Annotated in this window: 21 protein-coding genes; 13 read left to right on the top strand and 8 right to left on the bottom strand. The window is 56.0% G+C overall.

Annotation, left to right across the window (positions count from 1 at the left end):
• Positions 1-107 precede the first annotated feature (107 nt).
• Genes OLTU_RS21870 through OLTU_RS21850 form a run of 5 tightly spaced genes read left to right on the top strand, consistent with a single transcriptional unit; the run spans position 108 to position 7,436 of the window.
• Complete coding sequence (locus OLTU_RS21870; protein WP_141734878.1) at positions 108-530, top strand: response regulator; 423 nt, start codon at positions 108-110, stop codon at positions 528-530.
• Between the two features lie 12 nt (positions 531-542).
• On the top strand, positions 543-2,885 hold the full coding sequence (locus OLTU_RS21865) for a chemotaxis protein CheW (RefSeq protein WP_141734877.1): 2,343 nt from the start codon (positions 543-545) through the stop codon (positions 2,883-2,885).
• Entirely contained in the window at positions 2,882-5,059 is a 2,178-nt protein-coding gene (locus tag OLTU_RS21860; RefSeq protein ID WP_141734876.1) for a methyl-accepting chemotaxis protein, read from the top strand. Before OLTU_RS21865 ends, OLTU_RS21860 begins: the two co-directional genes overlap by 4 nt.
• Entirely contained in the window at positions 5,056-5,532 is a 477-nt protein-coding gene (locus OLTU_RS21855) for a chemotaxis protein CheW (RefSeq protein ID WP_141734875.1), read from the top strand. Before OLTU_RS21860 ends, OLTU_RS21855 begins: the two co-directional genes overlap by 4 nt.
• The gene (locus OLTU_RS21850) at positions 5,529-7,436 is read left to right on the top strand and encodes a chemotaxis protein CheB (RefSeq protein ID WP_141734874.1); all 1,908 of its coding nucleotides are present in this window, start codon (positions 5,529-5,531) and stop codon (positions 7,434-7,436) included. The genes OLTU_RS21855 and OLTU_RS21850 overlap by 4 nt, the downstream gene beginning before the upstream one ends.
• A gap of 16 nt (positions 7,437-7,452) precedes the next feature.
• Here OLTU_RS21850 and OLTU_RS21845 read toward each other — a convergent pair whose 3' ends face one another.
• Positions 7,453-9,051: a DUF2079 domain-containing protein gene (locus OLTU_RS21845; RefSeq protein WP_141734873.1), complete on the bottom strand. Its 1,599-nt coding sequence runs from the start codon at positions 9,049-9,051 to the stop codon at positions 7,453-7,455.
• A gap of 93 nt (positions 9,052-9,144) precedes the next feature.
• Here OLTU_RS21845 and OLTU_RS21840 point away from each other — a divergent pair, with 93 nt between their 5' ends.
• Complete coding sequence (locus OLTU_RS21840) at positions 9,145-11,796, top strand: hypothetical protein (RefSeq protein ID WP_218110183.1); 2,652 nt, start codon at positions 9,145-9,147, stop codon at positions 11,794-11,796.
• Position 11,797: 1 nt separating this feature from the next.
• Here the strand turns inward: OLTU_RS21840 and OLTU_RS21835 are convergent, their stop codons facing one another.
• The 4 genes from OLTU_RS21835 to OLTU_RS21820 form a co-directional block, all read right to left on the bottom strand.
• Positions 11,798-12,601, bottom strand: coding sequence for a PA14 domain-containing protein (locus OLTU_RS21835; RefSeq protein ID WP_141734871.1), 804 nt, complete (start codon positions 12,599-12,601; stop codon positions 11,798-11,800).
• A gap of 209 nt (positions 12,602-12,810) precedes the next feature.
• On the bottom strand, positions 12,811-13,500 hold the full coding sequence (locus tag OLTU_RS21830) for a response regulator transcription factor (protein WP_141734870.1): 690 nt from the start codon (positions 13,498-13,500) through the stop codon (positions 12,811-12,813).
• Positions 13,478-14,392, bottom strand: coding sequence for a sterol desaturase family protein (locus OLTU_RS21825; protein WP_141734869.1), 915 nt, complete (start codon positions 14,390-14,392; stop codon positions 13,478-13,480). The genes OLTU_RS21830 and OLTU_RS21825 overlap by 23 nt, the downstream gene beginning before the upstream one ends.
• An 81-nt stretch (positions 14,393-14,473) precedes the next feature.
• Positions 14,474-15,862, bottom strand: coding sequence for a sensor histidine kinase (locus OLTU_RS21820; protein ID WP_141734868.1), 1,389 nt, complete (start codon positions 15,860-15,862; stop codon positions 14,474-14,476).
• A gap of 252 nt (positions 15,863-16,114) precedes the next feature.
• Here OLTU_RS21820 and pdxH point away from each other — a divergent pair, with 252 nt between their 5' ends.
• From pdxH to OLTU_RS21790, 6 genes are all read left to right on the top strand, one after another.
• A complete protein-coding gene (pdxH, locus tag OLTU_RS21815; RefSeq protein ID WP_141734867.1) occupies positions 16,115-16,708 on the top strand; it encodes a pyridoxamine 5'-phosphate oxidase in 594 nt (197 codons plus the stop codon).
• 252 nt (positions 16,709-16,960) lie between these two features.
• Entirely contained in the window at positions 16,961-17,671 is a 711-nt protein-coding gene (locus OLTU_RS21810) for a hypothetical protein (protein ID WP_141734866.1), read from the top strand.
• Positions 17,672-17,757: 86 nt separating this feature from the next.
• Positions 17,758-18,489 (top strand): DUF1028 domain-containing protein, encoded by a 732-nt coding sequence (locus tag OLTU_RS21805; protein WP_141734865.1) that lies wholly within the window; start codon positions 17,758-17,760, stop codon positions 18,487-18,489.
• Between the two features lie 290 nt (positions 18,490-18,779).
• Positions 18,780-19,628 (top strand): S1 family peptidase, encoded by an 849-nt coding sequence (locus OLTU_RS21800; RefSeq protein ID WP_141734864.1) that lies wholly within the window; start codon positions 18,780-18,782, stop codon positions 19,626-19,628.
• A 131-nt stretch (positions 19,629-19,759) separates the two neighbouring features.
• Positions 19,760-21,166 carry an ATP-dependent RNA helicase DbpA gene (gene dbpA / locus OLTU_RS21795; protein WP_141734863.1) on the top strand — a complete coding sequence of 469 codons (1,407 nt, stop codon included), beginning with the start codon at positions 19,760-19,762 and terminating at the stop codon, positions 21,164-21,166.
• Between the two features lie 79 nt (positions 21,167-21,245).
• The gene (locus OLTU_RS21790; protein ID WP_141734862.1) at positions 21,246-21,452 is read left to right on the top strand and encodes a heavy-metal-associated domain-containing protein; all 207 of its coding nucleotides are present in this window, start codon (positions 21,246-21,248) and stop codon (positions 21,450-21,452) included.
• A 5-nt stretch (positions 21,453-21,457) separates the two neighbouring features.
• On the opposite strand, the gene OLTU_RS21785 is transcribed toward OLTU_RS21790, so the two are convergent.
• Positions 21,458-22,876 carry an ATP-binding protein gene (locus OLTU_RS21785; RefSeq protein ID WP_141734861.1) on the bottom strand — a complete coding sequence of 473 codons (1,419 nt, stop codon included), beginning with the start codon at positions 22,874-22,876 and terminating at the stop codon, positions 21,458-21,460.
• Between the two features lie 632 nt (positions 22,877-23,508).
• On the opposite strand from OLTU_RS21785, the gene OLTU_RS21780 reads away from it, so the two are divergent.
• Entirely contained in the window at positions 23,509-24,597 is a 1,089-nt protein-coding gene (locus tag OLTU_RS21780; protein ID WP_176736844.1) for a hypothetical protein, read from the top strand.
• Here the strand turns inward: OLTU_RS21780 and OLTU_RS21775 are convergent.
• Positions 24,583-25,899, bottom strand: a complete 1,317-nt coding sequence (locus OLTU_RS21775; RefSeq protein ID WP_141734860.1) for an MFS transporter — start codon at positions 25,897-25,899, stop codon at positions 24,583-24,585. The two genes, OLTU_RS21780 and OLTU_RS21775, sit on opposite strands and share 15 nt — an antisense overlap.
• A 27-nt stretch (positions 25,900-25,926) precedes the next feature.
• Complete coding sequence (locus OLTU_RS21770; RefSeq protein WP_141734859.1) at positions 25,927-26,685, bottom strand: LOG family protein; 759 nt, start codon at positions 26,683-26,685, stop codon at positions 25,927-25,929.
• Between the last annotated feature and the right edge of the window lie 125 nt (positions 26,686-26,810).

Genomic DNA, 26,810 nt, shown 5'->3' with positions numbered 1-26,810 from the left:
AGAGCCCGCCATGAAAATTCTACCGAGTGCGGTTCCTATGCGGTCGGCCGTCAGGTTGTCAAACTAAATCCAAGCCAATTTCCTGGCTCTTTTGGGAGGTTTTCCTCATGTTCGCAAGGGACACGAGAATCTTGATCGTCGACGATATGAATATGTTTCGGGCGATGGTCCGCCAGGCACTCAATACACTGGATTTTAAGAAACTGACGGAAGCCAGTGATGGAACAGGGGCCTGGACGGCACTGACGCAGGCTAAGGATCGTCGCGAGCCTTTTCAAATGATCATCAGCGACTGGAACATGCCGAAGATGAAGGGCATCGAGCTTCTGAAAAAGGTCCGTGCCGAGCCTTGGGGCCAGGGAGTTCCCTTCATTATGCTCACGGCCGAAGCGGAGAGGCAGAACATCGTCGAGGCCGTGGAGTCGGGCGTCGACAACTATATCATCAAGCCCTTTACCGTCGACCAAATGAAGCAAAAGCTGACCCAAACCTATGAAAAGTTGAATAAACCCAAGGCCAAAGCTTCATAAAACGGACCCACCATGGCTGATGCTTTCAATGAATTCCTGAATTTCTTCCTGGACGAGGCCATGGATGCGCTCAATGTTTGGGAAAAGGCCTGCCTGGATCTCGAGCGCGATAATTCCCGCGAAGCCCGCGAGGAGCTCTATCGTGCGGCTCATAATTTGAAAAGCGGCAGTGGGGCCGTGGGCCTGGCGGAATTCAATGAACTGGTGCACAAGGTCGAGGATCTCATCTCGCGAGTCCTGAATTACCAGATCGAAAGCAGCGCCACCATTCTGAAAGTTTTCCTGAGCACGCATTCCATCCTCACAGTCTGGATCGATCACCTCAAAAAAGGTCAGGCCTGGCATCCGGTCGAGGCCATTCAGGGCATCGTTCAGTCCGTTCAGGACATCATGGGGGAAGCAGCGTCCGTCGGCGCCGCCAGCGAAATCGTGGAGGCGGCACCGGATGCGATATCCATGCCCGAGGACCCTGTGCCGAGCGGCGCGGAACTTCTGCTTCAATCCCTGCAGGGTCCGGTCTCAGAACCGTCTCCCGCCAGCGGGACAGCGTCGGACGCAGTCAGCACGCCGGCTGCGATCGCCACGCCATCTGCAAGTCCAACTCCAGCTGCGACACCCAAATCCCAGGAAAGTCTGCGCGTAGCCGCCGTGAAACTCGATCAGCTGATCCAGCTGGTTGGGGAGCTGTCCACGCAACAAGCCATCGTCTGGCACGGACGCCTGAATGGACTTTTGCAAAGCAAAAGTTGTGACAACGCCGTCCAGCTCATTCAGAAGATTGCCAAGGACCTGCAGGGTCTCGCTCTCTCGCTGCGTCTGCAGCCTCTGCAGAGCCTCTTTCAGCGTCTCGAACGCACAGGCCGGGATTTGGCCCGTTCGCAGGAAAAAAAGATTGAGGTCCTCATTCGCGGTGATCATGTGGAAGTCGATCGCACCGTGATCGAACGCATCGCGGATGCCATGACCCATGTGATTCGGAATGCCATCGACCATGGGATCGAAACCCCGGCCGAACGTCTGCAGAACAATAAAAAGGAAGCGGCAACGCTCCGTATCGAGGCGGTGCAGGAAACCAGCGGGGTTATGATCACCGTGTCGGATGATGGCCGCGGCCTGAATACCGAAAGAATTCTGAAAAAAGCTCTGGAACGCGGCATTGTACGCCCTGACGCAGACCTTGCGTCCCAGGATATTCATCGACTGATTTTTCATGCCGGTCTGTCCACGGCGGAAAAAGTCACCGATATCTCCGGTCGCGGTGTGGGCATGGATGTCGTCAAGAATTCAGTCGAAACCATCGGCGGTTCCATTCACGTCTCCAGTCAGCCCAATCTCGGCACCACCTTTGCGATCTCCCTGCCGGCCACGCTGTCCATTATCGATGCCCTGATCATTGCGATCGCTGGCAGTCGTTACGCGATTCCGGTGCAGGACGTGGCCGAAATCATCAACGCCCGACAATCCCGCATCGAAGCCATTTCCGGTTTCGGGCGACTCCTGACCTTGCGCGATCAATTGATTCCCGTGGAATGCCTGCGCGAGCATCTTCCGGGTGTGCCCCAGCCGCCACTCGCGGAAGCCACCAGCATGCGGCCCGCCCTGATCATTCGCGGCGGCACGGAAGCTCTGGCGTTTGAAGTGGACACCATCCTCGGCCAGCAGCCCGTCACCGTCCGGCGCCTGCCGACCCTGATTGCCAACATCCCTGGCTACACCGGCGGAACCATCCTTGGCGATGGCGATCCCTGCGTGATCCTGAATCTGCCGGCGCTGGTTTCCCGGCATTTTGATCGCGTGAATCGCTCGCGCAACAATCCTGCCGACGAACGCTCCCTGGCCGATCCTCACGGACATGATCGTCTGGATGCCATCGAAAGCCGCTTTCTCATCTTTGAAACGCACGGTCGGGAATTTGCCGTGCCTCTGCTTTCCGTCAAGGAAATTGTCCGCGATCTGCCCTGTGAGGCGATGGTGGGCGGCGCTCCGCATCTGCTCGGTTGCGTGAATATCCGCGGGGTTTTGTTGGCTGTCTATGATCCGGGCGCTCTCTTTGAACTGCCGGCGACGGCGGAGGAACGGACCACTGACATCGTTCTGGATGACGGCAACACTTTTTTTGCGGTCCGGGTGAATCGGGTCTGTGCCGTCGTGAATCTTGAGGCCATGGACAAACCCATCATTGAGAAGCATCAGGACATAGTTCCACGTTTGTATGGATATCTGGGAACGGGTATGCACAACGGCAAGCCTATTCCGATGCTGGATCTTTTGCAGACCGTTCGACTTTGGGAAGAAAATCTTCGCATGCAGGCGCATCCCACGCGCTCAGGCGGGAATCTTTTGGAGGTGTCATGACTTTCGCATCGAGATGGTCCTTCTCGCAAAAACTCATGCTGGCGAACCTTGCCTATCTATTGCCCTGTGCCGTGCTGGTCTTTTTTCTCGTGAAGGAAAAAAATGCCCAGCTCGTTTTCAGCGGCAAGGAAAACATGGGTCTGGAATTTCAACGCCCCCTCATGAACCTGCTCCTGCACCTCGGGCAGCATAAATCCCTGAGCCGTTCCGTTCTGAAAAGCGAGCCTGGCAGCCAGGAACGGCTGGCGGCGGTACGCAATCAAATCGAAAGCGACTTTGGCAACCTTGAGGAAGTCGATGCCCTTTTCGGCAGCGACCTGGCCATGAGTGACCAGGAGCTGGGAGCGCGCAAGCGCATCAACTCCAGTCCCCAGATTATGAAAACGAACTGGCAGGGGCTGCTCGATACTTACGATCAGGCCAACCTTGAAGAGGTTCTGAATCGCCATGATCGTCTGGTGACCGATGTCCTGAATGCCATCACGCATGTGGGCGACAGCTCCAATCTGATCCTTGACCCGGACCTTGATAGCTATTACATGATGGACATCACACTTCTGGCCCTGCCCAAGCTGATCGATCTCATGCAGCAAACGGTCAACTTCATTCAGTCACATCGCTGGGATCAGGACATCCATCGCGATGTTCAACTGCAACTGGCCAATTATATCTTTCAGCTCCGTGATACAGTCGCCCGTATCGGGGTGGATGTTCAGACCTCGGTGAACGAGGATAAAAAATTCTATGGAAACCTGCCGTCCTTGCAAAGGGAACTGCCCATCAAACTCAAGGAATTCACAAATTCCATGGACAAGATGATTCATCAGCTGAATCGCCTGCTCGCACAAAGACCGGGCGAGTTTCCGCTGAATGTGGAGCCTGTGCTGCTGGCCAGTGCCAATGAAGCGCTGGATCAGTCCTATATCTTCTGGAGCAAGGCGGCGGAAGATCTGGAAAAGCTGGTTGAGGCCCGCATGAACCATTTTAAATGGGAAAGGTTCTGGGCTCTGGTTCTGGCGGTGCTGGCCTGGATGCCACCGGCGCTTCTGGCCCTCTTCACCGTGCACAAACTCAGCCGCTCGTTCACGCAGGCGGTCGATAAACTGGAAACTGAAGCGGAAGGCGCCAATGCCTCGAGCGCTCAGCTCGCATCCGCCTCCTCGATGGTCTCCTCCGGTTCAACGGAGCAGGCTGCAGCCATTCAGGAAACGGGCGCCTCGATGTCAGAAATTGCCAGCATGATCGCCCGCAGTTCGAGCCAAGCGCTGATGTCCCAGGAACTCGCTCATAAGGTGACGGTACGTGCGGACGATGGCTGTTCGGTCATGGAACGACTGGTGATGTCGATGGAATCGATTCATGAGGCCAATTCGCAGTTGCAGAATATCTCCAATATCATCAGCGAGATTTCCACCAAGACCAATGTCATCAATGAAATCGTTGGAAAAACCCAGCTGCTGTCGTTCAACGCCTCCATCGAAGCGGCCCGCGCCGGTCAGCATGGTCGCGGTTTTGCGGTTGTGGCGGAAGAGGTTGGCAACTTGGCCCAGACCAGCGGGAACGCAGCCAAGAGTATCCGGGAGTTGATCGAGGACAGCCAGAAGCAGGTCGCGCATATTCTGAAAACCACACTGGAGCGTGTGACTGAAGGCAAGTCCGTCACCGAGCAGGCGCAGCAGATCTTCAGCGAAATCGCCAAGGATATTTCCATGATTTCCACCCAGGTGGAAAGTGTCACCGAGGCCGCTCGGGAACAGCAGCTCGGCATCGAACAGATTTCCAAGGCGATGGTGCAGATGGATCAGACCACGCAATCGAATAACAAGGCCGCCCATCTCGCGGCGCAGCTTTCCGATCAGCTGGCGGGTCAAAGCCATAAACTGACCGTGATTGCGCGCTCCGTCGCTCAACTGGTGTTCGGTGTCAAAGCCATGGAGGCCAGTCTGCAAAAGCGCACGGATGATCTTATGCATAATACGATGCCAACGGGATTGGATGGCCTCCCGGGGCGCCCCGAGCCGGTGAAGACCCTGCGGAAAAAAACGGACAATGTGGATGATGCGAGCCTGCTCGACACGCTCTCGCGTAAGGGGCAGAGCCATGATGCCCCATCAGGCGCGGCCAACAACCCTTCCGTATCCGGTGATGATGAGTCCTTCAAGGAGGCGGTATGAGGGGCGAGCAGGCCGCCGCCGCGGATCTGGAGCAGGCTCGTTTTATCGTCTATCGGGTGGGCTCCGAATCGTTTGCTTCACCGCTCTTGTCCATCAAGGAAATTGTGGATCCCTTGCCCTATTGTTTTGTTCCCAATGATCACGCCTATTTTTTAGGTCTGGCTAATCTGCGGGGACAGATCATCGGGGTGATTGACCTGGGTCTGCGCTTTGGAATGCCGTCCAGTGTGGTCGCCGATCCGGGTGTGCTCCTGATTTTTGAAGAGGAGGGCACCTCACTCGGCGCCCTGGTCAGCGCTGTGGAATCCGCCATCACCGTGGATCCTGGCGAAATTCGCGAGGATCAGCCGGTGGCCGGCTCCGTTCCGGAGGAAGGCTATTTGGGTGTGATCTGGCATGAGGATCGAATCCTGCCCATCGTTTCGCTGATCGACCTTCTGCATGAACCTTTCAAGGAGCCAGGCGTGACATGATCAAAAGCCTCGGACCCAAGGATCGTGCGCTGCTCGAGGAGCTTTGCTTTCGACTGACAGGATCCCGTCCGGATTCGATGGCCCGACTGGAAACCTGCTTTGTCAACCTTTTGCGCCGCATGCGCCTCCATGGTGTCGACGATCTGCGAGAATACCTCGCTCTGGCCCGTGATTCCGAACCGGAATTTGCCGAACTCGTCTCCGCGCTCACCATTCATACCACCAGCTGGTTCCGCGAGGCTCCGCATTTTGAACGCCTGCGGGAGATCGCCCGGAAGCATGCCGAGCTGATGCGTGATCAACCCAGCAGGACCGTCTTCCGGGTTCTTTCCGCGGCCTGCTCCAGCGGTGAGGAAGCTTATACTGTGGGCATGGTCCTGGAGCCCTTGCGTGAACTCCATCCGCATTTCGAATACATGATTGAGGGCTGGGACATCGATCCGGTGAGCCTTGATAAGGCCGTTCGCGCCGTTTATGATCGAACGGCCATGCAACAGATTCCGGCCGAATATCAGCGCCACCTGCGCCCTGGTCGCGGTCACACGGAACACCTTTTTACTCTCAACAAAAACATTCGGCAACGCTGTCAGTTTCAGAAGGTATCCCTGGAAGCGGTTCCGACCCAACAGGATCGGCGCTTTCATGTGGTTTTCTGCCGGAATGTTTTGATCTATTTTACAAGGGATCAGGTGGAAAAAATCGTTCATCAACTCCTGCGTCTCCTGCTGCCCCAGGGCACGCTCTTTCTGGGACACAGTGAAGGCATCGATGCCAAGATTTTTGGGCTCAAAAGTTTCGGCAATGCCACCTATCAGCTCGATCGAACCATTGAGCCCCGAAATCCGGCGCAGGGGTCGGCATCCCGGCCGCGACCCAGAATTCTCATCATCGATGATTCCCCGATTGCCAAGATGGCTTTGCGTCGAGCCTTTGAAAGCAAGGACTGTGAGGTCGCAGGGGTCACGAGCCTGATCGAAGCGTCCAGTCTTCTGCGCAAAAGCAAATTTGATCAGGCGGTCATTGATCTCACGCTGACCGCGCGGGATCACAATCATTGGGTCGAGGACCAAAGACGGAAGGGAGCGCTGGCTTCGGTCGTGGTGATCGGCAGCAACTCAGGTTCGGAAGCCCTGCTGGCCCTCGGCGCCCTGGAACATGGTGCGCAGGATTTTGTCGACAAGCGTCGCATTATCAGTACACCGGATGCAGTGGTTGACCAGCTCATCGCTCTCCTGAACAAAGCCCAGAGCCAACCGACACGCAACAGCCCGGCGCGGGAAATTTCCGGACGTCCTGTGCTCCGCCTTCCCAAATTGATTTTAATCGGCGCCAGCACGGGCGGCACCGAAGCCTTGCTGCGTCTCTTGAAAGATATGCCGCGACCCTGTCCCCCGGTGCTGGTCGTTCAGCATATCGCCAACACCTTTGCCAAATCCTTTGCCGAACGTCTGGCTCAGGTCTCCGGCCTTCAGCTGGGGCAGCCTGTGTCCGGGCATGAGGTTTTGCCAGGACATCTTTATATGGCCTGGGATGACTATCATATTGGGCTGAAAATGCGTGGCGGCTCCCTTCAGCTGGATACCAGCACGGCACCACCGCAGCATAGTGTGCGCCCGGCCGTTGATTTTCTTTTTCAATCCGCTTTGCATTTGAAGGATCCGGAACATGTCATGGCGATTATCCTGACCGGCATGGGAAAGGATGGAGCGCGTGGGCTTTTGCAGCTGAAAAAAGCTGGCGCCATGACGATGACCCAGGATGAGGCGAGTTCGGTGGTCTACGGCATGCCGGGCGAAGCGATGGCTCTTGGGGCTTCCTCATTCTCCGGAACGCCGGAACAGCTACGGATTCAGATCAACCAGGCTTTGGCTCTGGCATCGCAACCCAAACAGAGAGTCCGATAAGACGGACTCTTTTCACTCAAGGCTCCCGCTGATAAATTTCCAGGCCGGATGACCAGGACTTGACGCGTCGCAGGCCGGGAATATGCTGCCGCAACGCGAAAAATTCACGGGCGCCGAGCGGGTACGAATCAAAACGTCGATTGCTCAAAAAGATGGTCAGGGCCCGCGGCTGCCGCATGCATTCCGGTGACAGCGGCTGAATGCGCCACTCATAAGGCAGATGCGGATAAAGCAGTGTTTGGGCACAGATCAAGGGACGGGAATGATTCCAGAGAAAATTGCGTGCCTCCTGCAGATCGCGCAGGGCTTGAAAGGCGATGAGCGGAAACTTCTGATAACCCCCGCCGGTCAAGGCAAAGAGGAGACAGGCCACCAGCATCAGTCCCGGAGCCATGCGAACATTTCTTTCCAGGAGCCACTGACCGCCGCGGACGAGGCCATAAAACAGAAAGGGAATCAGCGGCGCGGAATAGTAGGTCGCGTATTCACGCATATGCGAAATATTGGAAAGCCCATAGATTAAAAGAGCCGGAGCCATGGCGGCCAGAGCCAGCGGACTCAAAAGCGGAATGAAGAGGAGACTGCCGAAGAGGATATACCAGTGCGACTTCAAAACCATTGTGATCGTGTCCAGAGGCTGCGTGATGATGTGCTGAATGATCTCCTGTTTGCTGCTGCCGAGGTGTCCCCAAAAGCGCAAATAGGAGGGAACCTCAGCGCCCGTCACGCGCAAAAAATAAGGCTGCACCCAGGCCAGATTCAGATAAAGGACCAGGGCACTCACAGCCATCAGCGTATAGGAACGCCTATCGTGCTGACGCAGAATAAACTGCCCGAGCCCCAGCGCCATCATATAAAGAGCTCCGTCCTCTTTCACCGACAGAAAGAGCAGGAACCAGATCCACCAGCTGCGACGCTGCTCCACCCAGGCCTGCAGCAGAGCCAAACCGAAGGGCACGAAAAAGACCTCGACATGAAAGCCGTGATTCAGAATGGAACCCACATAGCAGTTGCCAAGATAAGCCAGCAGCACCGCCACCACCAGGACATCGTGCTGCAGAAAACGCCGGGCAAGAGCCCGCAGGGGGATGATCGCGGACCAAAGCGCGAGGCTGTGCAGGACGATCAGAAACAGCGGCTGTTCAAAGATTCGATGCAGAAGCGCCAGAGGAATCATGATATAAGTGGGATGAATCGCGAAGTGATGACACACATCCAAGGGTTTGGCCATATTGCAGATCGGGCTGGTCATGAATTCGCGATGGTTGGTATTGAAGAGCATCCAATCAAAAATGCTAAAATCCTCGCCATTCAAGCGCAGCCCAAGATAGTGCGTCACACCAGTTGCTAAAAACGACAGAAGGCTGGCCAGAGCCAGTGCATTCCATAACTTGGGACTGCAACGCCAGGCGAGCAGTTCGCTGAGCCGCAGACGCCTCTGGATCACGATCCCCAGCAAAACGAGGACCGCCAGGATCTGCGAATTACGCACGTTGCCGAGCAAAACCGGGTGCAGCCAGGCGCTGAACAAAGGCAATAAAAAAAGAAGACATTGAATCATCAAGAAAGTATTGAGAACGTCGTGCGCCCGCGTCTCGCTGGGACGGCTCTGCATGCAGATCTCCTGTGGTTTATGGCTCCCATCCTAGCGAGGAAACGGGTACAATGGAAGCTCAACTTTAAGCCTCCAGAGAGACATCCCAACGTGATGAAATGGATTCGCCTTTTCCTCCTCCTTTGCCTGCATTCCCATGCCGATCCGGTTCTGGCCTTGGAAAGCTCTGTGGTTTCCTATCGCATTCACATCACGGTTCAGGAATCGGATCTGCGTTATGAGTCGGATGCGCGCGTCCGCATGCTGATCGCGGACCCCGAACTCAAACCAGGCGCCTGTCTCTATATTCCTCTGGAAGATCCTGCCTTCCGGCGCTCCGCGGAGTTGCAATCGCTCACCGGTCATTCTCTTCGTGATCAGGCCTCGCGGGTGGATGCGGCCCTGCAATGGGAAAAGCCTGAGCTTCTGGAGGAGGTGCGGTCGGGCTACTGGCGCGTGCCGAAGCTGGAACAGAGGGGTCTCTTGAAACTCGGTTATACTCTGCGCATACCGGGCTGGAAGGATCGCCCCGATCGTCCCCGCATCCTGAGCGATTTTTATCCGCGTGTTCTGCCTGAATGTCCCGAACTTGGTCCTGAGGAGTTCCCGGATCTGCCGAGCGCGTCCCGCTTTGAAGTGACCATGCAGCTTCCGGATGGCTGGTCCCAGCTGAATCCTGGACATGGAACAGATGCCGCGATCCACTATCAGGGCCGCGATTTTTATGTGGTGCTCCATCACGGCGGCAAGGTGCATGAAACGGAAATCGATGGCCTGCGCCTTCGTTTTCTGGCCCAATCGGAACCCTTTCTGCGCCTGCAAAGACCAGTCAAAACCATTCTGCGGGAACATTATGCGGTCATCGGCCGCTGGCCCACGGAGGATCTGCTCCTCATTGAAAGCGAGGAATACGAACCGATTAGCGTGGCCGGTCTGATTCTGATCAATCGCCCGCAGCAGGCGATCATGCGCACGCTGCAGGAGGATGTGCTCAATTGGAAGATCTGGCAGTTGAACAAGGTGCTGGCCGAACAATGGTTTGGTTATCTCGTGCGGGTCGGACGCCTGCAGGATATATGGCTGACGCAAAGTCTTTCGGAAAGTCTGGGGCTCCTCTATCTCAAGGACTCCGAACAGTATGGCAATCTCTTTGCCTCCGATGACGAGACGGAAGCCTGGTTTCTTTTGAACTTCACCCAGACACAGGACCTACTCGCGGCCACGCTGAGTCTTCTGCAATCGCACAATGCACTCGTCGATGAAAATCAAAAATCGATGGACGATATGCTGCAGCGTCCGCCCTATGCCTTTGTCCGGGGCAGCCAGGCGCTGCGGGTTCTGCTCAAGGAAATGGGCCGCAAGGAATTCTCACGCCTCCTGCGGGAAATCGTCGGACAGGCGACCGAGCGTCCCTTGACGCCGGAGAATGTGCTCAATCTTCTGCGGTCACGATTTCCGGAAACCCTGGCCCCCCTCCTGCTGCGTTACTGGCAAAGTGATGTCTGGCCTGACGCGCGTCTTGCCAGCGTCGATGCCGCGGAGGATGGAGCCGCCACCGCCGTCCGCGTGGATTTTTCCAATGAGCTGGCGATTCCGGTCGATGTGGTTCTGCAAACCAAGGATGGGAAGCGTGTCGTCCGACATATTCAACCGAAGGATGTGGAGCGTCCCATCGTCTTTCCTGTTCCCTATCGTCAGGTGGATTGGGTGAACATCGATCCTGATCGCAGCATCTTTGATAGCGATCGCTACAACAACAGCAGCCAGTGGACCGATCTGAATTTTTTCCCAGGCACCGCGCGCACGCTGGCGGATGATGCCTATACCATAGTATGGGCTCCTTTTCTGCAAAAGCTGCCCGGCAATGAGCTGTCCCTGCAGCTCGGCTGGCAGCTCTTTCGCTATGTCGGCACAGGCATCGCTGGTCTGCTGGTCTATCAGCCGGGGACCGGAAAAACCGGGTTTCGTTTGCAGTGGGATTCGTACAAGCCGGAGCATTCCTTGAAACTGCATCTGCGCATTTCACAGGATGATGATCGCACGCTGCCGGGTGAACGCGAGACGAGTTTAACCGTTTCCCGCCGCCCTTTGATCAAGGGTCTGCCCTGGCTTGATATTTATACCCGCCAGCGTTTGAAGCAAACGCTGGGGAATCGCGATGAAAGCCATCTGGCTTCGAGTCTGGGTGTGGTCTTGCACGGGGAAAAAAGGCGAACCTGCGGCTGGCGTCTGCTCGCGGACCATGCGATCAGCAGCTGGGTCCCGAGCGGGGACTTCAGTTATGAGCGGAGTGTCGGTCTGCTGGCGGCCCACTGTGAAATCCCAAGCCTGCGCTGGCAGGGGCAGGTCTTTACCGGTGTGTCCAAGCGGGAAGGCCTCGTGCCACGCGGGGGCCTGTTCCAGTCCCAGGATGTTGAGGAGGCACGGCTGCGTCTGGATCATCCGCGTCTGCCGCTGGCCGGTCGTCTGCAGACCTGGTCGACGGATGTGTCCACCCCCTTGCGTCTGCCGCTGCCGGCGAATTTCCTGGTTCTGCCACGCCGTTCCCTGTTCAAGGTCTTCGCGGATGGAGGCCGTCTCATGGAGCCGGATCATCGCGTGCTGGCTTCAGGAGCCGGCCTCGTTCTCCCGATTGGCGGGGACGTGGTGGGCAAGCAGCCCATCACGTTTTTGGAATTCTCCCTGCTCGGCGTGCTGTATCGCAAGATTGATAACGAGGTCGATACCCGACCAGGCTTTCTGTTTGATTTCAGCGGACAGCTCTAGCCTAATCCAATCGACTGATCGCACTGGCCGGAATATGAACGCGGGTGCTGCTGCCCGGAACCTTCCAGAAAAGTTCCAGTGCGATGCGCCAGCGTGGGCCCTGATAGTAAGCCACACGGAAGACATGGGTTCCGGCCGTCAGATAGATTTTAGCTTTCTTCTCCGTTACCGCATGCAGCCCATCATTGTCGATGACCTTGGCGCCATCGATCCAAAGAATAGCCCCATCATCCGAGACCAGACTGAATTCATAGGTGCCATTCCTGGGCACGTTCACCTGGAACTGCATGTCGAGCGCAAACCATTCAAACAAGCCTTCGACGCCCGGGAATCCTTCCGAGAACTGACGGTCCACGATATTCAACTGGGAAAGGCAGACCGTACGGAGCGAGCTCAGGCTGCTGAAATCCGGCAGACGGCTGGTATCGACCGGCAGTTCATAAAGATCGGCCACGATCCCTTTTTCAGGACTGTCCTCGCAGTCGGTAAAAAGCGGGGCCTCAGGCGCTGGCGTCTCCGCTGGAGGCGGCGTTTCCGCTGGGGGTGGCGTTTCCGAAGGCGCAAGGTCCTCGTCCTGCCGCTCGTTTTCCGCGGTCGGAGTGGGCGCCTCCTCTTCACCGGAATAGGTCGTGCTGGGATTGTCTTGATCGCCTGCACTGATCTCGGGCACGTTGCTCATTTCCGGGGTTTCCGCCGGAATGGGTTCGCCAATGGTCAATTCATTAAATTGAGTAGGATCACCGCAGGCGGCGAGCGTGAGCGTCAGCCCAAGCGTCCAACAAAAGCGGGAATAAATCTGGTTCATGATGGTCTCCTCTACTGCGCGGGCCCTACCCTGAGGTGCCGGCGCTGCTGAATACTTATATTCATTTTTCGGAGCTGGAAATTCGAACTGTGAGAAAAAAATTTCGTTGCGGAAAGGCTTGCGTTTAAACCTTAAAAAAAAGGACTTTACAGGAAAGATTCAAGATTTTCTGGAGGCGAATTTATACAAAGCTGCAAAAATTGATTTTTCTATACTTGAGGGCAGGATTCCTTGAGCACGAGGCGATAGCCTTCCCCATAAACGGAACCAATGGAAATCGTATCGCAATCTCCCTGCTGTAATTTCTTACGGAGATGCGAAATGTGCGAATCGATGGTGCGGTCCTGCAGCATGTCCTCGCCTTCCATGGCATTCAGGAGCTGGGCCCGGGTCAGAAGGCGACCACTGTTTTCCAAAAATATACGCAGAAGCAGAAACTCCTTGCGGGACAGACCAAGGTCCTGGCCCAGGTGCAGGGCCTTTTTCTCATCCAGGTCCAGGACCAGGGCGCCCTGCTGCAGCGTCGGGATCAGGCGACTTCTTTTTTGGATCAGTTTTTCAAGGCGCAGGCTGAGTTCGCGTAAACCAAAGGGTTTGCGGATGTGATCATCAGCTCCGGCGCCGAGGCTGGCCAGGGCCGTGTTCTCGTCCGAACGGGCGGTGATGATCAGGATCGGCAGCTCCGGATCCCGCAGTCGCATCGCTTCACAAAGGGCGATGCCATCCCCATCGGGCAGTTCGATATCGAGGACACCGGCTGCGAAATTCTCCCGCAGTAAAGCCTCGCGGGCGCTCGCGGCTGTGCGGCACAGAGTCACGCCGTAGCCACGCAGCTCCAGATTGGAGCGGACGCTATCACCCAGTCGTTTATCATCTTCAACCAGCAGGACGTGATTCATGTATTTCCCGTTCCATGGTGCTGCCACTGCGCGGATTCAAGGGCAGCGGGGATGCAACCTTGTCCGCCTTAGGCTGCCATCCCGGACGCCCAAAGGCCAGATAAAAACGATCATGCCAGGTCCGGGCGTGCGCGACATCGCGAAACAGGGCGCCCCATTCCTGAAAGAAAAGTTTGAACGGATTCAGGGAGGGTTCTTTCCCGAGCAATCCATAGCGCAAGGCTTCCCCGTCCTTTTCCGCGGCAAAGGTTCCAAACATGCGATCAAAGATGATCAGCACGCCGCCGTAGTTACGATCCAGGCAGCCGTCGTTGAGGGCGTGATGGACACGGTGATGGCTCGGCGTATTGAAGATGTATTCAAACCAGCCGAGTTTGGGAATCCAATCGGTGTGCAGCCAGAACTGATAGATGAGGTTGACTCCAAACATGCCCGCCACAGCCACCGGCGAAAAGCCCAGCAGAAAAAGGGGAAGAAAGAAGAGGAAGAGACCCGTGATGGGGCCGCTGAAACTCAGGCGATAGGCGCCGGACAGAGTGAGAGTGTTCGGGGAATGATGCACGCCATGGGAAGCCCAAAGCCAGCGAATTTCATGACAGCAGCGATGGAGCCAGTAGTAGGCCAGTTCCTCGCCGAAAAAGAGAAGGCTCAGGCCCCACCAGGTGTCAGCCGGGATATCAAAGAGGCGCAGACTATAAATCCATTCATTGACGGTAGCCAGGATCGGGGTGGTCCGCGTATTGACCAGAGCATAGGCCAAAGCCATCACCATCGACACGAGACCTTCCTTCCACGGAAAGCTCCGCTTTTTCTTACGATAGAGGTAAAATTCCCAGGCGATCAGCAGAAAAAAGATGGGTAATGCATACATGATTACGGCCTTTGGCACCATGCCGACTCCTCCAGGTGGACCGGGCGTCACGCCCTCATTCCTATTCACTATCGGCGCAAATTGTGGCGAGATTGTGGAAATTCACGGGTGTTTTTCAACCCTCGGGAGTTCAATGATTACACGCACCTGGCTGCATTCATTGGAATCTGTATGAATGGGTTCGATCCAGGCCGCGCCTCCCAAATGGCGACTGACACCCACAATGATGGAGGAGCCCAGGCCGAGGCTGGTATGAGGCTGACCGGCCTTTTCCGTGATGATTCGATGCCGCCGTTTATGCCCCCAATTCTGCAGCTCGGCCTCGGACAGCGGGAGCGTGTCATTGCTAATGTGGATGACGAGGCGCTGCGGCTCCAGAACCAGCGAACCGTGCACGAAGGATTGAGCATAATGAAAGGCATTCTCCAGGGTGTTCTGCAAAAGCCGGCGCAACAAAGGCTCGTCACCCGGAACCATCAGGCATGCGGGCGTTTCAGGTGGCCATTCCCAGTGGGATGCGCGGTCGGGATACGCATCCTGCATCCGGGACCAAAGAGCCGTCAGGATACTGCGGAGGTCGCTGCTCTGTTGAGGAGGCGGCGCATCCACGCGATCGATCTGCGCCAGGACCAAAAGATCATCGATGAGGCTCTGAAAATAAAGGACATCGAGCAGGAGGTTTTGATGCAGGGCTTCGCGCTGGGTCGGGGACATGCTGGCCTGGAATTCACTCAAGGTTTCAGCCGCGGCTCGTAGGCTCGCCAGGGGTGTGCGCACATCATGAGCGAGTTCGCTGAGCAGGCGGGCCCGTTTTTCCTCAAGCTCGTGCAGCCGCGCAAAGGAATCCTCCACCGCGCGCGCCATGCGATTGAATTCCTCAATCAATTGCAGACGGGGTTCCCAAAAATTTTGAACGAGTCGACTGCCCAGGGCACCGGCACTGATTCCGGCCAGGACCTGACGGGCTTCCTGCCCTTTGCGTCGCATATACAGAAAGGCGAGCAGCACCACAAATATGATGGCACCGCTGCAGGAGGCCATGAGAATGATCTGCCGCGGGAGCAGCAGATGGCGATAGGTTTCATTCTCGGGATCCCAAGCCCAGAGCGTCCAGCCACGGCCGCAGACATTGGGAATCTGCACTTCGATTCGTTCCCGTCGCAAAGGATTATCGAGGCGGCCGCGTTCCGGAAGGTTTTCCTGCGGGGCCGGCAGTCCATGTCCAAGCTGTCCCAGAAGATGTCCTTGGGCATCGCGCAAGGCGTAATGCATATTCGCGGTGTTTGGATTGCCGGCAGCGTTTCGATGAAAAAGTGGAGACTGCTGCGGAGCCTGGCAGTTGATGCCAGCCGCAGCGGTCTCTGCCATTCTCTGCAGGAGCACATGATGGGGGCGACCAAACAGTGTGACATTAATCAGCCAGGCCAGGCCAAGGCCCGCCAGCGAAGCGCCGCCCAGGACGGCAAAGAAAGTCAAAGGAAGTCGGTGCATGCAGAACCCTTGAATGGTGATTGATGAGGTCGCCGGGATGCGGCGCTATGCAAACGCTCCATCAGCACGAGGAATTTTCTCGGATCCCGGCCATTCTTCTGATGGCCAGGAGCGATGAGCAGAGCCGTGCTCATGCCACTGTTCCGCGTGAAAAAATCCAGCCTGGGCCAAGTCGCCTAGCCCTCGCCCAAGGCCTGTATTATACTCCAGACCGCATGCGTGACCGTCCCTGTCAACTGGAGATGTCCAACTATGGCCAGCAATCATCAGGATCCCATCAATCTTTTCGCCGCCTGGTTTGCTGAGGCAAAAGCCTCAACCGTGCGTGATCCCACCGCCATGGCTTTGGCCACTGCGTCCCGCGATTTGATGCCGGCGGTGCGCATGGTGCTGATGAAGCAATTTGATCATGACGGTCTGGTTTTTTACACCAACCTGACGAGTGCCAAGGCGCGCGATCTTTTGGAGAATCCCCAGGCCAGCGTCTGTTTTCATTGGGAACCGCTCAAGCGCCAGGTGCGCGTCGCCGGATCGGTGGAACGCGTCTCTGATGCCGAGGCCGATGCCTACTTTGCCAGTCGTCCGCGCGAAAGTCAGCTCGGAGCCTGGGCCTCGCTGCAATCGCAACCGATGAAGGAGCGCGCCGAGTTCGAAGCACGGCTCGCGATGGTCACCAAACGTTACGAGGGTCAGATCATTCCCCGTCCGCCCCATTGGTCAGGATTTCGTATCATCCCGAGTCGCATCGAATTCTGGACCGATCGCCCTTTTCGTTTGCACGATCGGCTGGTCTTCTCCCGTCAGAATCCTCAGGACCCCTGGCAGACTCAGATTCTTTACCCTTAAGGTAAGAATTTTCCAGGACTTGGGAGCGGCCTCTGTTGCAAGTTCTTGCGAATAGAGGCACCCCTTTTGGCCCGCCGTCCGCCTTATTGGCTTTCCACTTGACTAAAATCTCAGGATATTTTAATTCCTGCCCTCCCGAGGGCCGAGAAATGACTGCCCTCTTATTGTAAATTTTAGTATTTATGCCGATAGGTCCAAGGAAGTCGGAAAGGCCTTGGATCGTTCCGAAGATCCAAGCTATCGAAAGGCTTTATGAATTACCTCCTGGCCAGTCTTCTCCTGCTTGCCTTCACGCCAGTCATCGTGCAGGCCGTGCAGCGCTATCGCAAAGCGTCCCGGATCCTGGCCTTCTTTCTGGTCATCGGGATTACCTATACCATCGTCACTCATATTATCGTCGAGAGCCTGGCCGTCTATGGCTGGGGTGCCATCGTTGCCGCTGTGGCCGGTGTGCTGATGCTCGGTATTGGGGATGATTATTTCTTCTCCCAGCCTGATAAAAAATCCTGGTTCTTTCTTGTGCTGGTCCAGATCTTTCTCTTTGTCCATGCCATGATCGATGGGTCCGCGCTGGTCAGCTCGGAACTGCCTGTCATCGTCACGGAACATCATCACACGGACGAATTAAGTCTCAGCGTTCTTCTGCATCGGATGCTCTTTGAAGTTTTTCTGTGGAAGTATTTTGATGACCGTTACGGTCGCCGCATGGCCCTGGCTGTTCTGATCAACGTGGGCCTGGGTACCGTGATCGGTTTTATGGCAAGTCATGCTCTCTTCGCCGCGCTTCCGCATTACTACGGCCTCTTTGAAGCATTCATCGGCGGCGCTCTTCTGCACCTGGTCTATGACTATTTCAAGGAACGCCTGATCCCGGGCGGCCGGCACCAGCATACCGCCTTCCCGCCTCTGAGCGGTGACAAGACCCAGGTGCGCGGCCATCAACGACCATCCTCGCCTTCATGATATTGAGTCGCCTGGTGTCTCTCTCTCTTTTGGTTTGACGAAGCGTTTCAGCTTTGTTAGCAGAAGCCAAAAGAAAAGGAGTTACCATGCGCGCTCCCTGTTTGCGTTTTCTCATCAGCCTTGCAAGCCTGGTCCTGTCAGCGCCGGCGTGGGCTACATATTCCATTGTAGCTGTCGATCGGCAGACAGGGCAGGTCGGTGGAGCGGCCACGTCCTGTATTTCAGGGGCCTCTGTCAGCCGGGTTTATCAAAGTGTTCCGGGAGTGGGCGCGATTCATGCTCAGGCTTATACCAATCTATCCGGACGGCAGTACGGAGCGGAACTCCTGAAGCAGGGATATGCTGCCGACGTCATCATACGCGCCCTGAGCGCGACCGATTTCGATCCTTACGCCTCCTATCGGCAGTATGGGGTGGTGACTTTTGATGGGACTAGCGCCGGCTTCACCGGAACCATGAATGGTTTTTACGCCAACGATCTTCAGGGTGAGAGCGGTTCCTTTCTCTATTCCATCCAGGGCAATATTCTAACGAGTGGCCGTGTGCTCTCCCAGGCACGCACCGGTTTTCTGGCCACAGCCTGTGACCTCGCCGGTCGCCTGATGGCGGCTCTGGAAGCCGGAGCCGAACATGGCGAAGGCGACAGCCGCTGTCGTCCCGAGGCGGCTTCCGATGCTGCGTTTCTTCAGGTGGATAATCCTGATGGGGAAATTTTTATGCGACTCGATGTCAAAGGCTCGCGTGATCCTTTGCGAGAACTGCGAAGTCGCTTTGAAGTTCTGCGTCGCACGGTCGGCTGCTATCAGCCCATCCCATGATTCCGTTCCGCCTTATTTCTGGCTACAAACCGCGTCCACGTTCATGTCACGGCGGGAGACTTCGGTCAACTGCCCGAACATGAACAGGCCGGAGTCAAAGATGAGTTCGGCTGTGGCCGTCGGTGCATGGTTCCTTGCGGAACATATGAGCCGACGTGCCAGGCCAATTTTCTGATCTGAGATCTGCACACCCTCACCCAATCGAGCGCCTTTTCAATTTAGCTGTATTGCTTTCCTTCAGGTGAATGTTTAGCCATAAAGCAGAGCCGTACTTACATTGAGAGGATGCTATGAAACGCCATTTGCTTTCGATTTCCTGCGGGCTGATGCTGGCCACAGGTGTGCACGCCGAGATCATGCCGGAGTTTGGTCTCCCCATTCCCAAGTCCCCTGACTTCACTGAAAACCTGATCGCGGATTACGACTTCGAAGGGATTGTCGCCTTATCCAACTGTTCGGGCAGTCTGGTGCGCTTTGATGATAGCCAGGATACCGACAAGGCGCTGGTTCTCAGCAACGGTCACTGCACCGGCATGATCGATCCGGGCAAGGTCGTCCTGAATCAAAACAACAGCCGCAGTTTCAATGTACTGGGAAGCCAGGCGAATAAAGTCGGAACGGTGCGCGCGGAAAAACTGCTTTACGCGACCATGACCAAGACCGATATGAGCCTTTATCAGGTGAAGGAAACCTATGAGGACATTCGCACCCAATTCAATGTCGAGGCTCTGACGCTGAGTCGCGAGGCCCCGGCCTTGGGTCATGAAATTGAAGTGATCTCCGGCTACTGGAGAAGGGGCTATTCCTGTGCGGTCGCCGCGATTGCCGATACCCTGAAAGAGGGCAAGTGGAGTTTTCAGGAGGCGATCCGTTATACCGCGTCCTGCAATACGATTGGGGGCACATCCGGTGCTCCGGTTGTGGCCACTGGCACCCGGACGGTTGTGGCGGTGAACAACACCGGCAATACCTCGGGCCGCAAGTGTGAGGTCAACAATCCCTGTGAAGTGAGCAAGGACGGGACCATCATTTATCAGAAGGGCTACAGCTACGCGCAGCAAACCTGGTGGCTCTATTCCTGCCGCAATGATCAGGGCCAGCTCGATTTGAGCGTGGCCGGCTGTCAGCTGCCGCGTTAAGCGACTTCCCCGGCCGCGTCCGGCCATCGGCCCGTTCCCGGGCCGCATTCCCAACCAGGTCCCCAGTCTTGTCTGGCTCTTTTGCGGTGGGTAAGTTATGGTGCCCCGTCCCAAAATTCCGGAGAAGACCCATGCCAACATGCGCGACCGAAACCGCCCCATCCTTTGCTCAACTTGCGATATCCCCTGCGCTGCGCACGGTCGTTCAGGAATTGGGCTTTCAATCCATGACACCGATTCAGGCCCGCAGCATTCCCCTCCTGCTCGAAGGGCACGATCTGATCGGACAATCCAAAACGGGAAGCGGAAAAACAGCTGCCTTTACCCTGCCGATCCTGGATCGCATTCGGGTGTCGTCCAGGCGTGTTCAGGCCCTGGTCCTGTGCCCTACGCGTGAGCTTTGCGCTCAGGTTGCGCGGGAAATGCGCCGGCTGGGACGGAAGCATCCCGGTTTGCAGGTGCTGGTGCTCGCCGGTGGAGAACCCGTGCGGCCCCAGGCGAACAGTCTGGAAAGCGGCGTTCATGTTGTGGTCGGCACCCCCGGTCGCACGCTGGATCATTTGAATCGCGGCACGCTCGATCTTTCCCCATTGCGCTTCCTCGTCCTCGATGAAGCGGATCGCATGCTCGATATGGGTTTTGCGGATGAAATGGAACAGATTCTGGAGGCGGCTCCGAAGAATCGCCAGACGATCCTGTTTTCCGCCACCTTTCCGGCCGGAATCGAGGGAATCAGCGCGCGCTATCAGAAACAGGCGCAACGCATCACCATCGACGAGGGTGCGGTCGCCGCTCCCAGTGTGCAGCAGCTGCTGGTCGAAATCAGTCCTGAAAATAAACTGGCCGCCGTGCATAGCCTGCTCGATCAGTATCACCCGGAAACGGCCATCATCTTTTCCAATCACAAGGCGGCCGTGGCCGACATCACCAAGGCCCTCGGCACCTGGGGTGTGAGCGCGGCCGGACTCCATGGTGATCTGGAGCAGATGGATCGCGACAAGGTCATGGCCAAACTTCGCAATCGCAGCATTCGCGTGCTCGTGGCCACCGATGTCGCCGCGCGTGGGATCGATGTGGCCGATCTTGACCTGGTCATCAATTATGATCTGCCGCTGAAAGCGGATACCTATGTGCATCGCATCGGCCGCACGGGACGCGCCGGCAAGGAAGGCCTTGCGGTTTCCCTGGCCTCGGTCCGCGATCGCATGAAAGTCGAAGCGATTGAAAACTATACCGGCTCAGCCCTGGAACGCATAAAGCTCCAGCTGCCCCAGCAGGAGAAGGCCCTCTACCAGGCCGCGTCCATGACCACACTGTCGATCGGTGGCGGACGCAAGGACAAGCTCCGTCCTGGTGATATCCTCGGCGCGCTGACGGGTGAAGCGGGTGGACTCGATGCCCGTGATATCGGCAAGATTGAAATTCATGACCGCATTGCCTATGTTGCGGTAGCTCAGTCGATCGGCCGCGTGGCGGTGGAACGCCTGCGGGAGGGACGCATCAAAGGACGCAAATTTTCGGTCGACTGGGTTCGCTAATTCCGGTGGATTTTTGCTTGACCTTCCCACCACGGGAAGGGTTGATACTGAAGCTGTGAATCACCAGGAGGCTGTTGCCATGTATGAATTCAAAGTCGAAGGCATGACCTGCAATCACTGCGTTCAGACCATTACCAAAACCCTCACGAAACTCGACCAGGCTGCGAAAGTGGTCGCGGACCTGCCGAATCAAACGGTGAAGGTGGAGAGCACGCAGGATCCCAAAACTCTGGCAGCCGAAATAGAGGATGCCGGTTATACCGTGATCAGCACGCGTCAGCTCTAAACGATTCAGGCCAGAAGCGCTGCTGATTGTTGCTCCAGCTGCGGCAGGACCACGCGCACCAGCGTGCCCTGACCCGGCTTGGATTCGCAAAAGATCCGACCCTTGTGTTTCGTAATGATGCCGTGGGAAATCGCCAGACCGAGGCCAGTGCCCTTGCCGATGGCCTTGGTCGTGAAAAATGGGTAGAAGATTTTCCCAAGTGTCTGCTCATCCATGCCGATGCCGCTATCGCGGAACGTGATCTCAATCCTTTCATTCCCGAGCCTTTGTGCCGAAACGATAAGAACGCGAGACGTGCCCGGCCCTGTGGAAGCCAGTGCATCCCGCGCATTGGATAGAATATTGAGGAAGGCCTGCAGGATGGCCTCGTAATCTCCAAGACATCGCAGATCATCGCTGGGCAGGAAAACCTGGAGTTGGATCCTTTCGAGTCGCAGGCCGTTCTGCATGAATTCGATAGCCTGCAGCAGCGTGCCTTTAATATCGAGCGCGGCAAAGGAATGGTCCTCCTGCCTCGCAAACATGAGAACGTTGCGCACGATCTTGGACATTCGCGTCGTGGCGTCATCGATATATTCGAGGCGTTTAAGGACCTCCTGCAGCGTGGGGCTGACCGGTTCCGAGGCTCGCGCGACCATATCACGGGAATTCTTGATACTTCCCAGAATGATGGCCAGTGGGTTGTTTAACTCATGGGCGATACCCGCACAAAGTTCTCCCAGAATGCTCAGCTTGCCGGTCTGGGCCAGTTGCTTTTTGATGGCCGTCAGTTCATTTTCAATATGAAGTTTTTCCTTGTAGCTATTTTTTAAGGACGCATACCTCTGTTCAAGAATCGCGATGCGCCGATAGAGGGCCTCTTCGTCGTCCTGCTGCGTGATGTTTTCCACCGGTTTCATTGGGGGGTGAACCTCAGTTATGGAGTGAGTCCTTTCCGCCACATGCTCGGCCTTATAACCACACATCAGACGCAGACGCGGTGTGCTGTGGAGGATTTCAGTCCAGTGCTTTTCCAGCTCGATCGCCTCGCCGACTTTGCCATCAGCACAGAGCAGATGAATCAGCTCTCCATAAACTTTAATGTTGGGAAAGCGTTGCATGTGGTGCAGGCTTTCGTCAACGATCTCCATGAACGCTTTCTTGCTCGGGCGACCGTCAACCATGATTCTCTGGAGAGCTCGATGCGCATCGATAAAGAGCAGGCGCTGTTCCGCCAGATGCTGCTCCACGGCGTGGACCTTCTGCCGAAGGGCGGTCTTGAGAAGCTGCCATCGATCCTGCGTGACCACGATAATGATGCCATCACCGTTGCTCAGGCCCATGTGAATGTATTCAGCTACAAATTCAGACAGATATTCTGATTTCTTGTAAAAATGAACCAGATGGCCTGCGCAAACATTTTGCTCTAGGGCGGCCTGTTCCATGGAGAGTCTCCTCCTTAGGCAAGAACTCAGGCACAGGTTTTCCTACAGAAATTAAAGACTGCCCGCAAGGACTTCTCTTTGAGAAAGATATTTATCGCATTGCGGAAACCTGCGCTTCAGTTGATTTGTGCACGGCAAGTTCTACAGAAAACGCTCCATTGGAAAGGAGAGTGTCCTTGTGAAAGGCACGAGGGGCAGGGGTTAAAGGTCAGTGGCCGATTCATTATGCAATGGGTGAACGCTCATTCCCTACGCAGGCTGTACGAAACTCTACTCACCAAAAGTCGGCTCAGCATGGTTTCGCGGATAATGATGGTACCGTGCTGTAGGCTTGTCAGTCCCTGAACGACTGCAGGAAAACCTTCGCCGCGGCTTTTAAGCTGATGTAGGGAGCGTGATACAGGAACTCCACCGCTATTCATTAGCTCAAGTTCGACAGGTGAATTTTGGAAGAAAATACGGTGTCACTTGACTGGAATTGCAGTCTCTTCTCATGGTGATGTTCTGTCAAAGTCAAAAGCACAATTTTGAACCCAGCCTGCGGCGTCAGACCCGGCCGTTTGGCATCGGGCTTGACAAATGCAGGCTTTCCTGCGCAGATTCGTCTGCAGACTCCGTGTTTCGAGGTGTCCATGAAGTTGATCGAGAAACGTAAGCTGAGCTACTCAGTCACATTGCCTTTTGCCCGCTACCTCCGGCAGTACGATCGGGGGATCAAGCTCCCAGTCTGTTATGAAGAACTTCATGATTATGTCGAGGCCCTGCCGCTCTATGACGCGCAGGGGCAGGATACGCTTTGGTCGACACTCTGCTACGCGCCTGCGGTTCGCCGCCCGCTGCATGATGCCCTGCTCGAAATTTATTCGCACTTGCGCGCCCCGGGCAGTGGCCTTCACGTCCGGCATCTGGAGGTCGATCGCATCGACCTCTGTCTTTACGCCAACACTTCGCCCTTTCGGGTACGGGTCATCAATCGTCTCAATGACAACTTTGACTACTTCTATATCAAGAAAGCGGATATGTCCCGGATCTTCGGCCTGGAGCTGGAGCATCTTCTTTCACCGAATCGCATATCCTATCTCTATTCCGGTGACACTTTGATCGAAGAGCATATTTATGGCATTCCAGGCGACGTGTTCCTGGAAAAGAAACTGGGGCAGGATGATCCGAGCCGGGTGCGGGTGGCCAAGGAATTTGTCAAATTCAACGAGCGCTGCGTGTTGCGACTGCTTGGGGATATGCATGCTTCCAATTTCGTGATCGATATTACGATGGACTTTGAACAGAACTACTATCGCATCCGTTCCATCGACTTTGATCAGCAATCTTTCGAACCCTCGCTCAAGGTCTATCTGCCTCAATTTTTCAAACAGAATTTCCCTTATGTGAAACTCGTCGTCGACCATCTGCCGATCGAATCCGTCCACCAGTACCAGCAGGAGGAACGGGCTCAGTTCTTTCGCCGAACCCGATCGGAGGTCCTGCGGCTCGCCGGGCTCTTTGATGCTCTGGAAGGCAGCACGCTGGCCCCGCACGATCATATCGTCGCCCTGCGATCGCAGCTCGCGGACTATTATGAAAACAGGGGATTTTTGCAGTGTGATTCGATGACGGGAATGATCAAACTGATCCTGAAGCTGATCGAAGGGAAGGCCCTGCCCACCGGCTTCAAAAGGCCCGTGCCGGGCCTTGAGAATGCCGGAGGCTTAGCGCTTCACTGAATCCGGAGTGGCATTATGCGCGCTCTTGAACCAGGTCATCGCCAGGAGCAGGCAACCGGCTATCGCCGACAGCAGATAAAAGAATATGGCTGCATCCCAGCCATAGGCATCGACCAGCATCCCCGTGACGACGCCACAGACTGAGGCCCCCATGTAACCCGTAAGTCCGGTTAGACCCACAGCGCTGGAGGCCGCCTGCTTGGTCGCGAAATCCGCCGCAGCCACCGCGACAAGCAACTGGGGCCCATACACCAGAAAGCCTACCGCGCAGAAAATTGCGGACATCAACCCCAGCTGACCCGATGGAACGAAAAAGAGAATGCCTACGCTCGCGATCAGAAGCAGCATGAAATAAACCGAGACGGGTCCGCGTCGACCCTTGAAGATCTTGTCGGAAATCCAGCCCGATGCAAACGCACCGAAGATTCCAGCGATTTCAAAACCGGAGAGCGCATAGCTCGCCTGCTTGATATCAAAACCCTTGGCTTCCTGCAGATATTTCGGGGCCCAGTCCATGATGCCGATGCGCACGATATAGACGAAAAAGTTGGCAATGCTGACAATCCACACCCACTTGTTGCGCAGGATATACTTGCCAAAAATTTCCCTGAAAGGAGCCTCATCCTTTTTCGCTGCAACCGCTTCGCCTTTGTAGACTTCCACCGGCGGCAGACCCATGGACTCAGGCGTATTGGTCAGACGATTGAAAAGCCAGAAAGCCCCGACCACACAGAGTATGCCCGGGATCCAAAAAGCCGCGCGCCACCCGTTGTGAGCCACGAGGTAACCGGCCCAGACCATGATCACCGCGCCCCCGATCTGGTGCGAGGCATTCCAGAGGCCCCAGGCGGAGCCGATTTCCCTGGGCGCAAACCAGCTGGTCAAAAGTTTGGAACAGGGCGGCATGCCCGCCCCTTGAAAGAGGTTGTTGAGGGCCCAGAAGGCGATGAAAAAGATCAAACTCTCACCCAAGCCAAACATGATATTGACAAGCGCCGAGGCCAGGAGGCCAATGCTCATCATGTACTTGGGATTCACCCGATCAGCGAGGACACCACTGAAAAATTTCGAGAACGCATACACGACGGTGGCAACGCTGAGAACGATGCCCCATTCGGTATTGGTAAATTGAAATTCATCGGTGATGGCCTTGCTGGCGATGGAGATGTTCTTACGCACGAAATAGTAGAGCGCATAACCGCCCATCATTCCGTACATGACCCGCACCCGCCAGTATCGATACTGCTCATCGATCGTGGCCTGATCCTTGACCGCGGCTCCTGTTGCGACTCGACTGCCCATGACCTGTTCCCCCTTTTGAACCCACAATCAGCGTTTGACCTTCAACGCTCTTTCAATATACGACACAGCCGCATCGGTGCTTTCAGCCACATAGAATAACTCGTCGTCTTCAGGGCTGATGGTGCCCATGGCTTTCATGGCTTCCACACGGCGCAGAAGAGTGTCCCAGGTTTTCTTTCCACCGAGGAAGACAACCGGCGCGGGATTCTTCTTTTTGGTTTGAATCTTGGAGAGCGTTTCGAAAATTTCCCATTCGGTTCCAAAACCGCCTGGGGCCACGACGACAGCCGCTGCGTAATCAATCAGATCGGTTTCCCGCTGCGAAAAGCTTGCAGCCATGTAACCATGAGTCGTGTAGTTGTTGGGACGTTCCAGACCACCCGTAAACCAGGTGCCGATACTCAGGCTCTTGCCCTTGGCTTCAAAGGCTCCCCGATTGCCTGCTTCCATGATGCCGCGGCCGCCGCCGGTGAGGATGGGATAGTCCTGACCATACTTTTGAGTCCATTTGAAGGCGAACTCGCGGGTGATCTGATAGCTGGTTTGATCCTCGGGTGTGCGGGCGCTGCCAAAGATGGAAACCGCGCCCTTCGGGGCATGGAGATCCATCATCTGCCTCGTACAGAAGGCATCCTTGGCAATGGCGGCAGGACCAGGAATCTGGCCATCCGGAACCACCGCAGCGGGGACATCACAGTCGGATGGCGCGAGGCTAATGACCAGCGTTGCGCAGCCTGGGTTCAAGAGAGCTGCGAGCAGAAGACACGTTGCATTGGTTTTAAACATGGTACATCTCTTAGCAAAATTCAAAAGGACCCCGCAAAAGGGCTGAACGATGGGCCGTTCCGGGGTACGTCCCAGTATTCAACCATAGAGGCCATCTGCCAAGAGCTTTTCCAGTTTGACGGCTG

It is taken from the genome of Oligoflexus tunisiensis, from assembly GCF_001748245.1.
Lineage (GTDB): Bacteria > Bdellovibrionota_B > Oligoflexia > Oligoflexales > Oligoflexaceae > Oligoflexus > Oligoflexus tunisiensis.
This window is presented reverse-complemented; position numbering and strand designations above follow the sequence as displayed.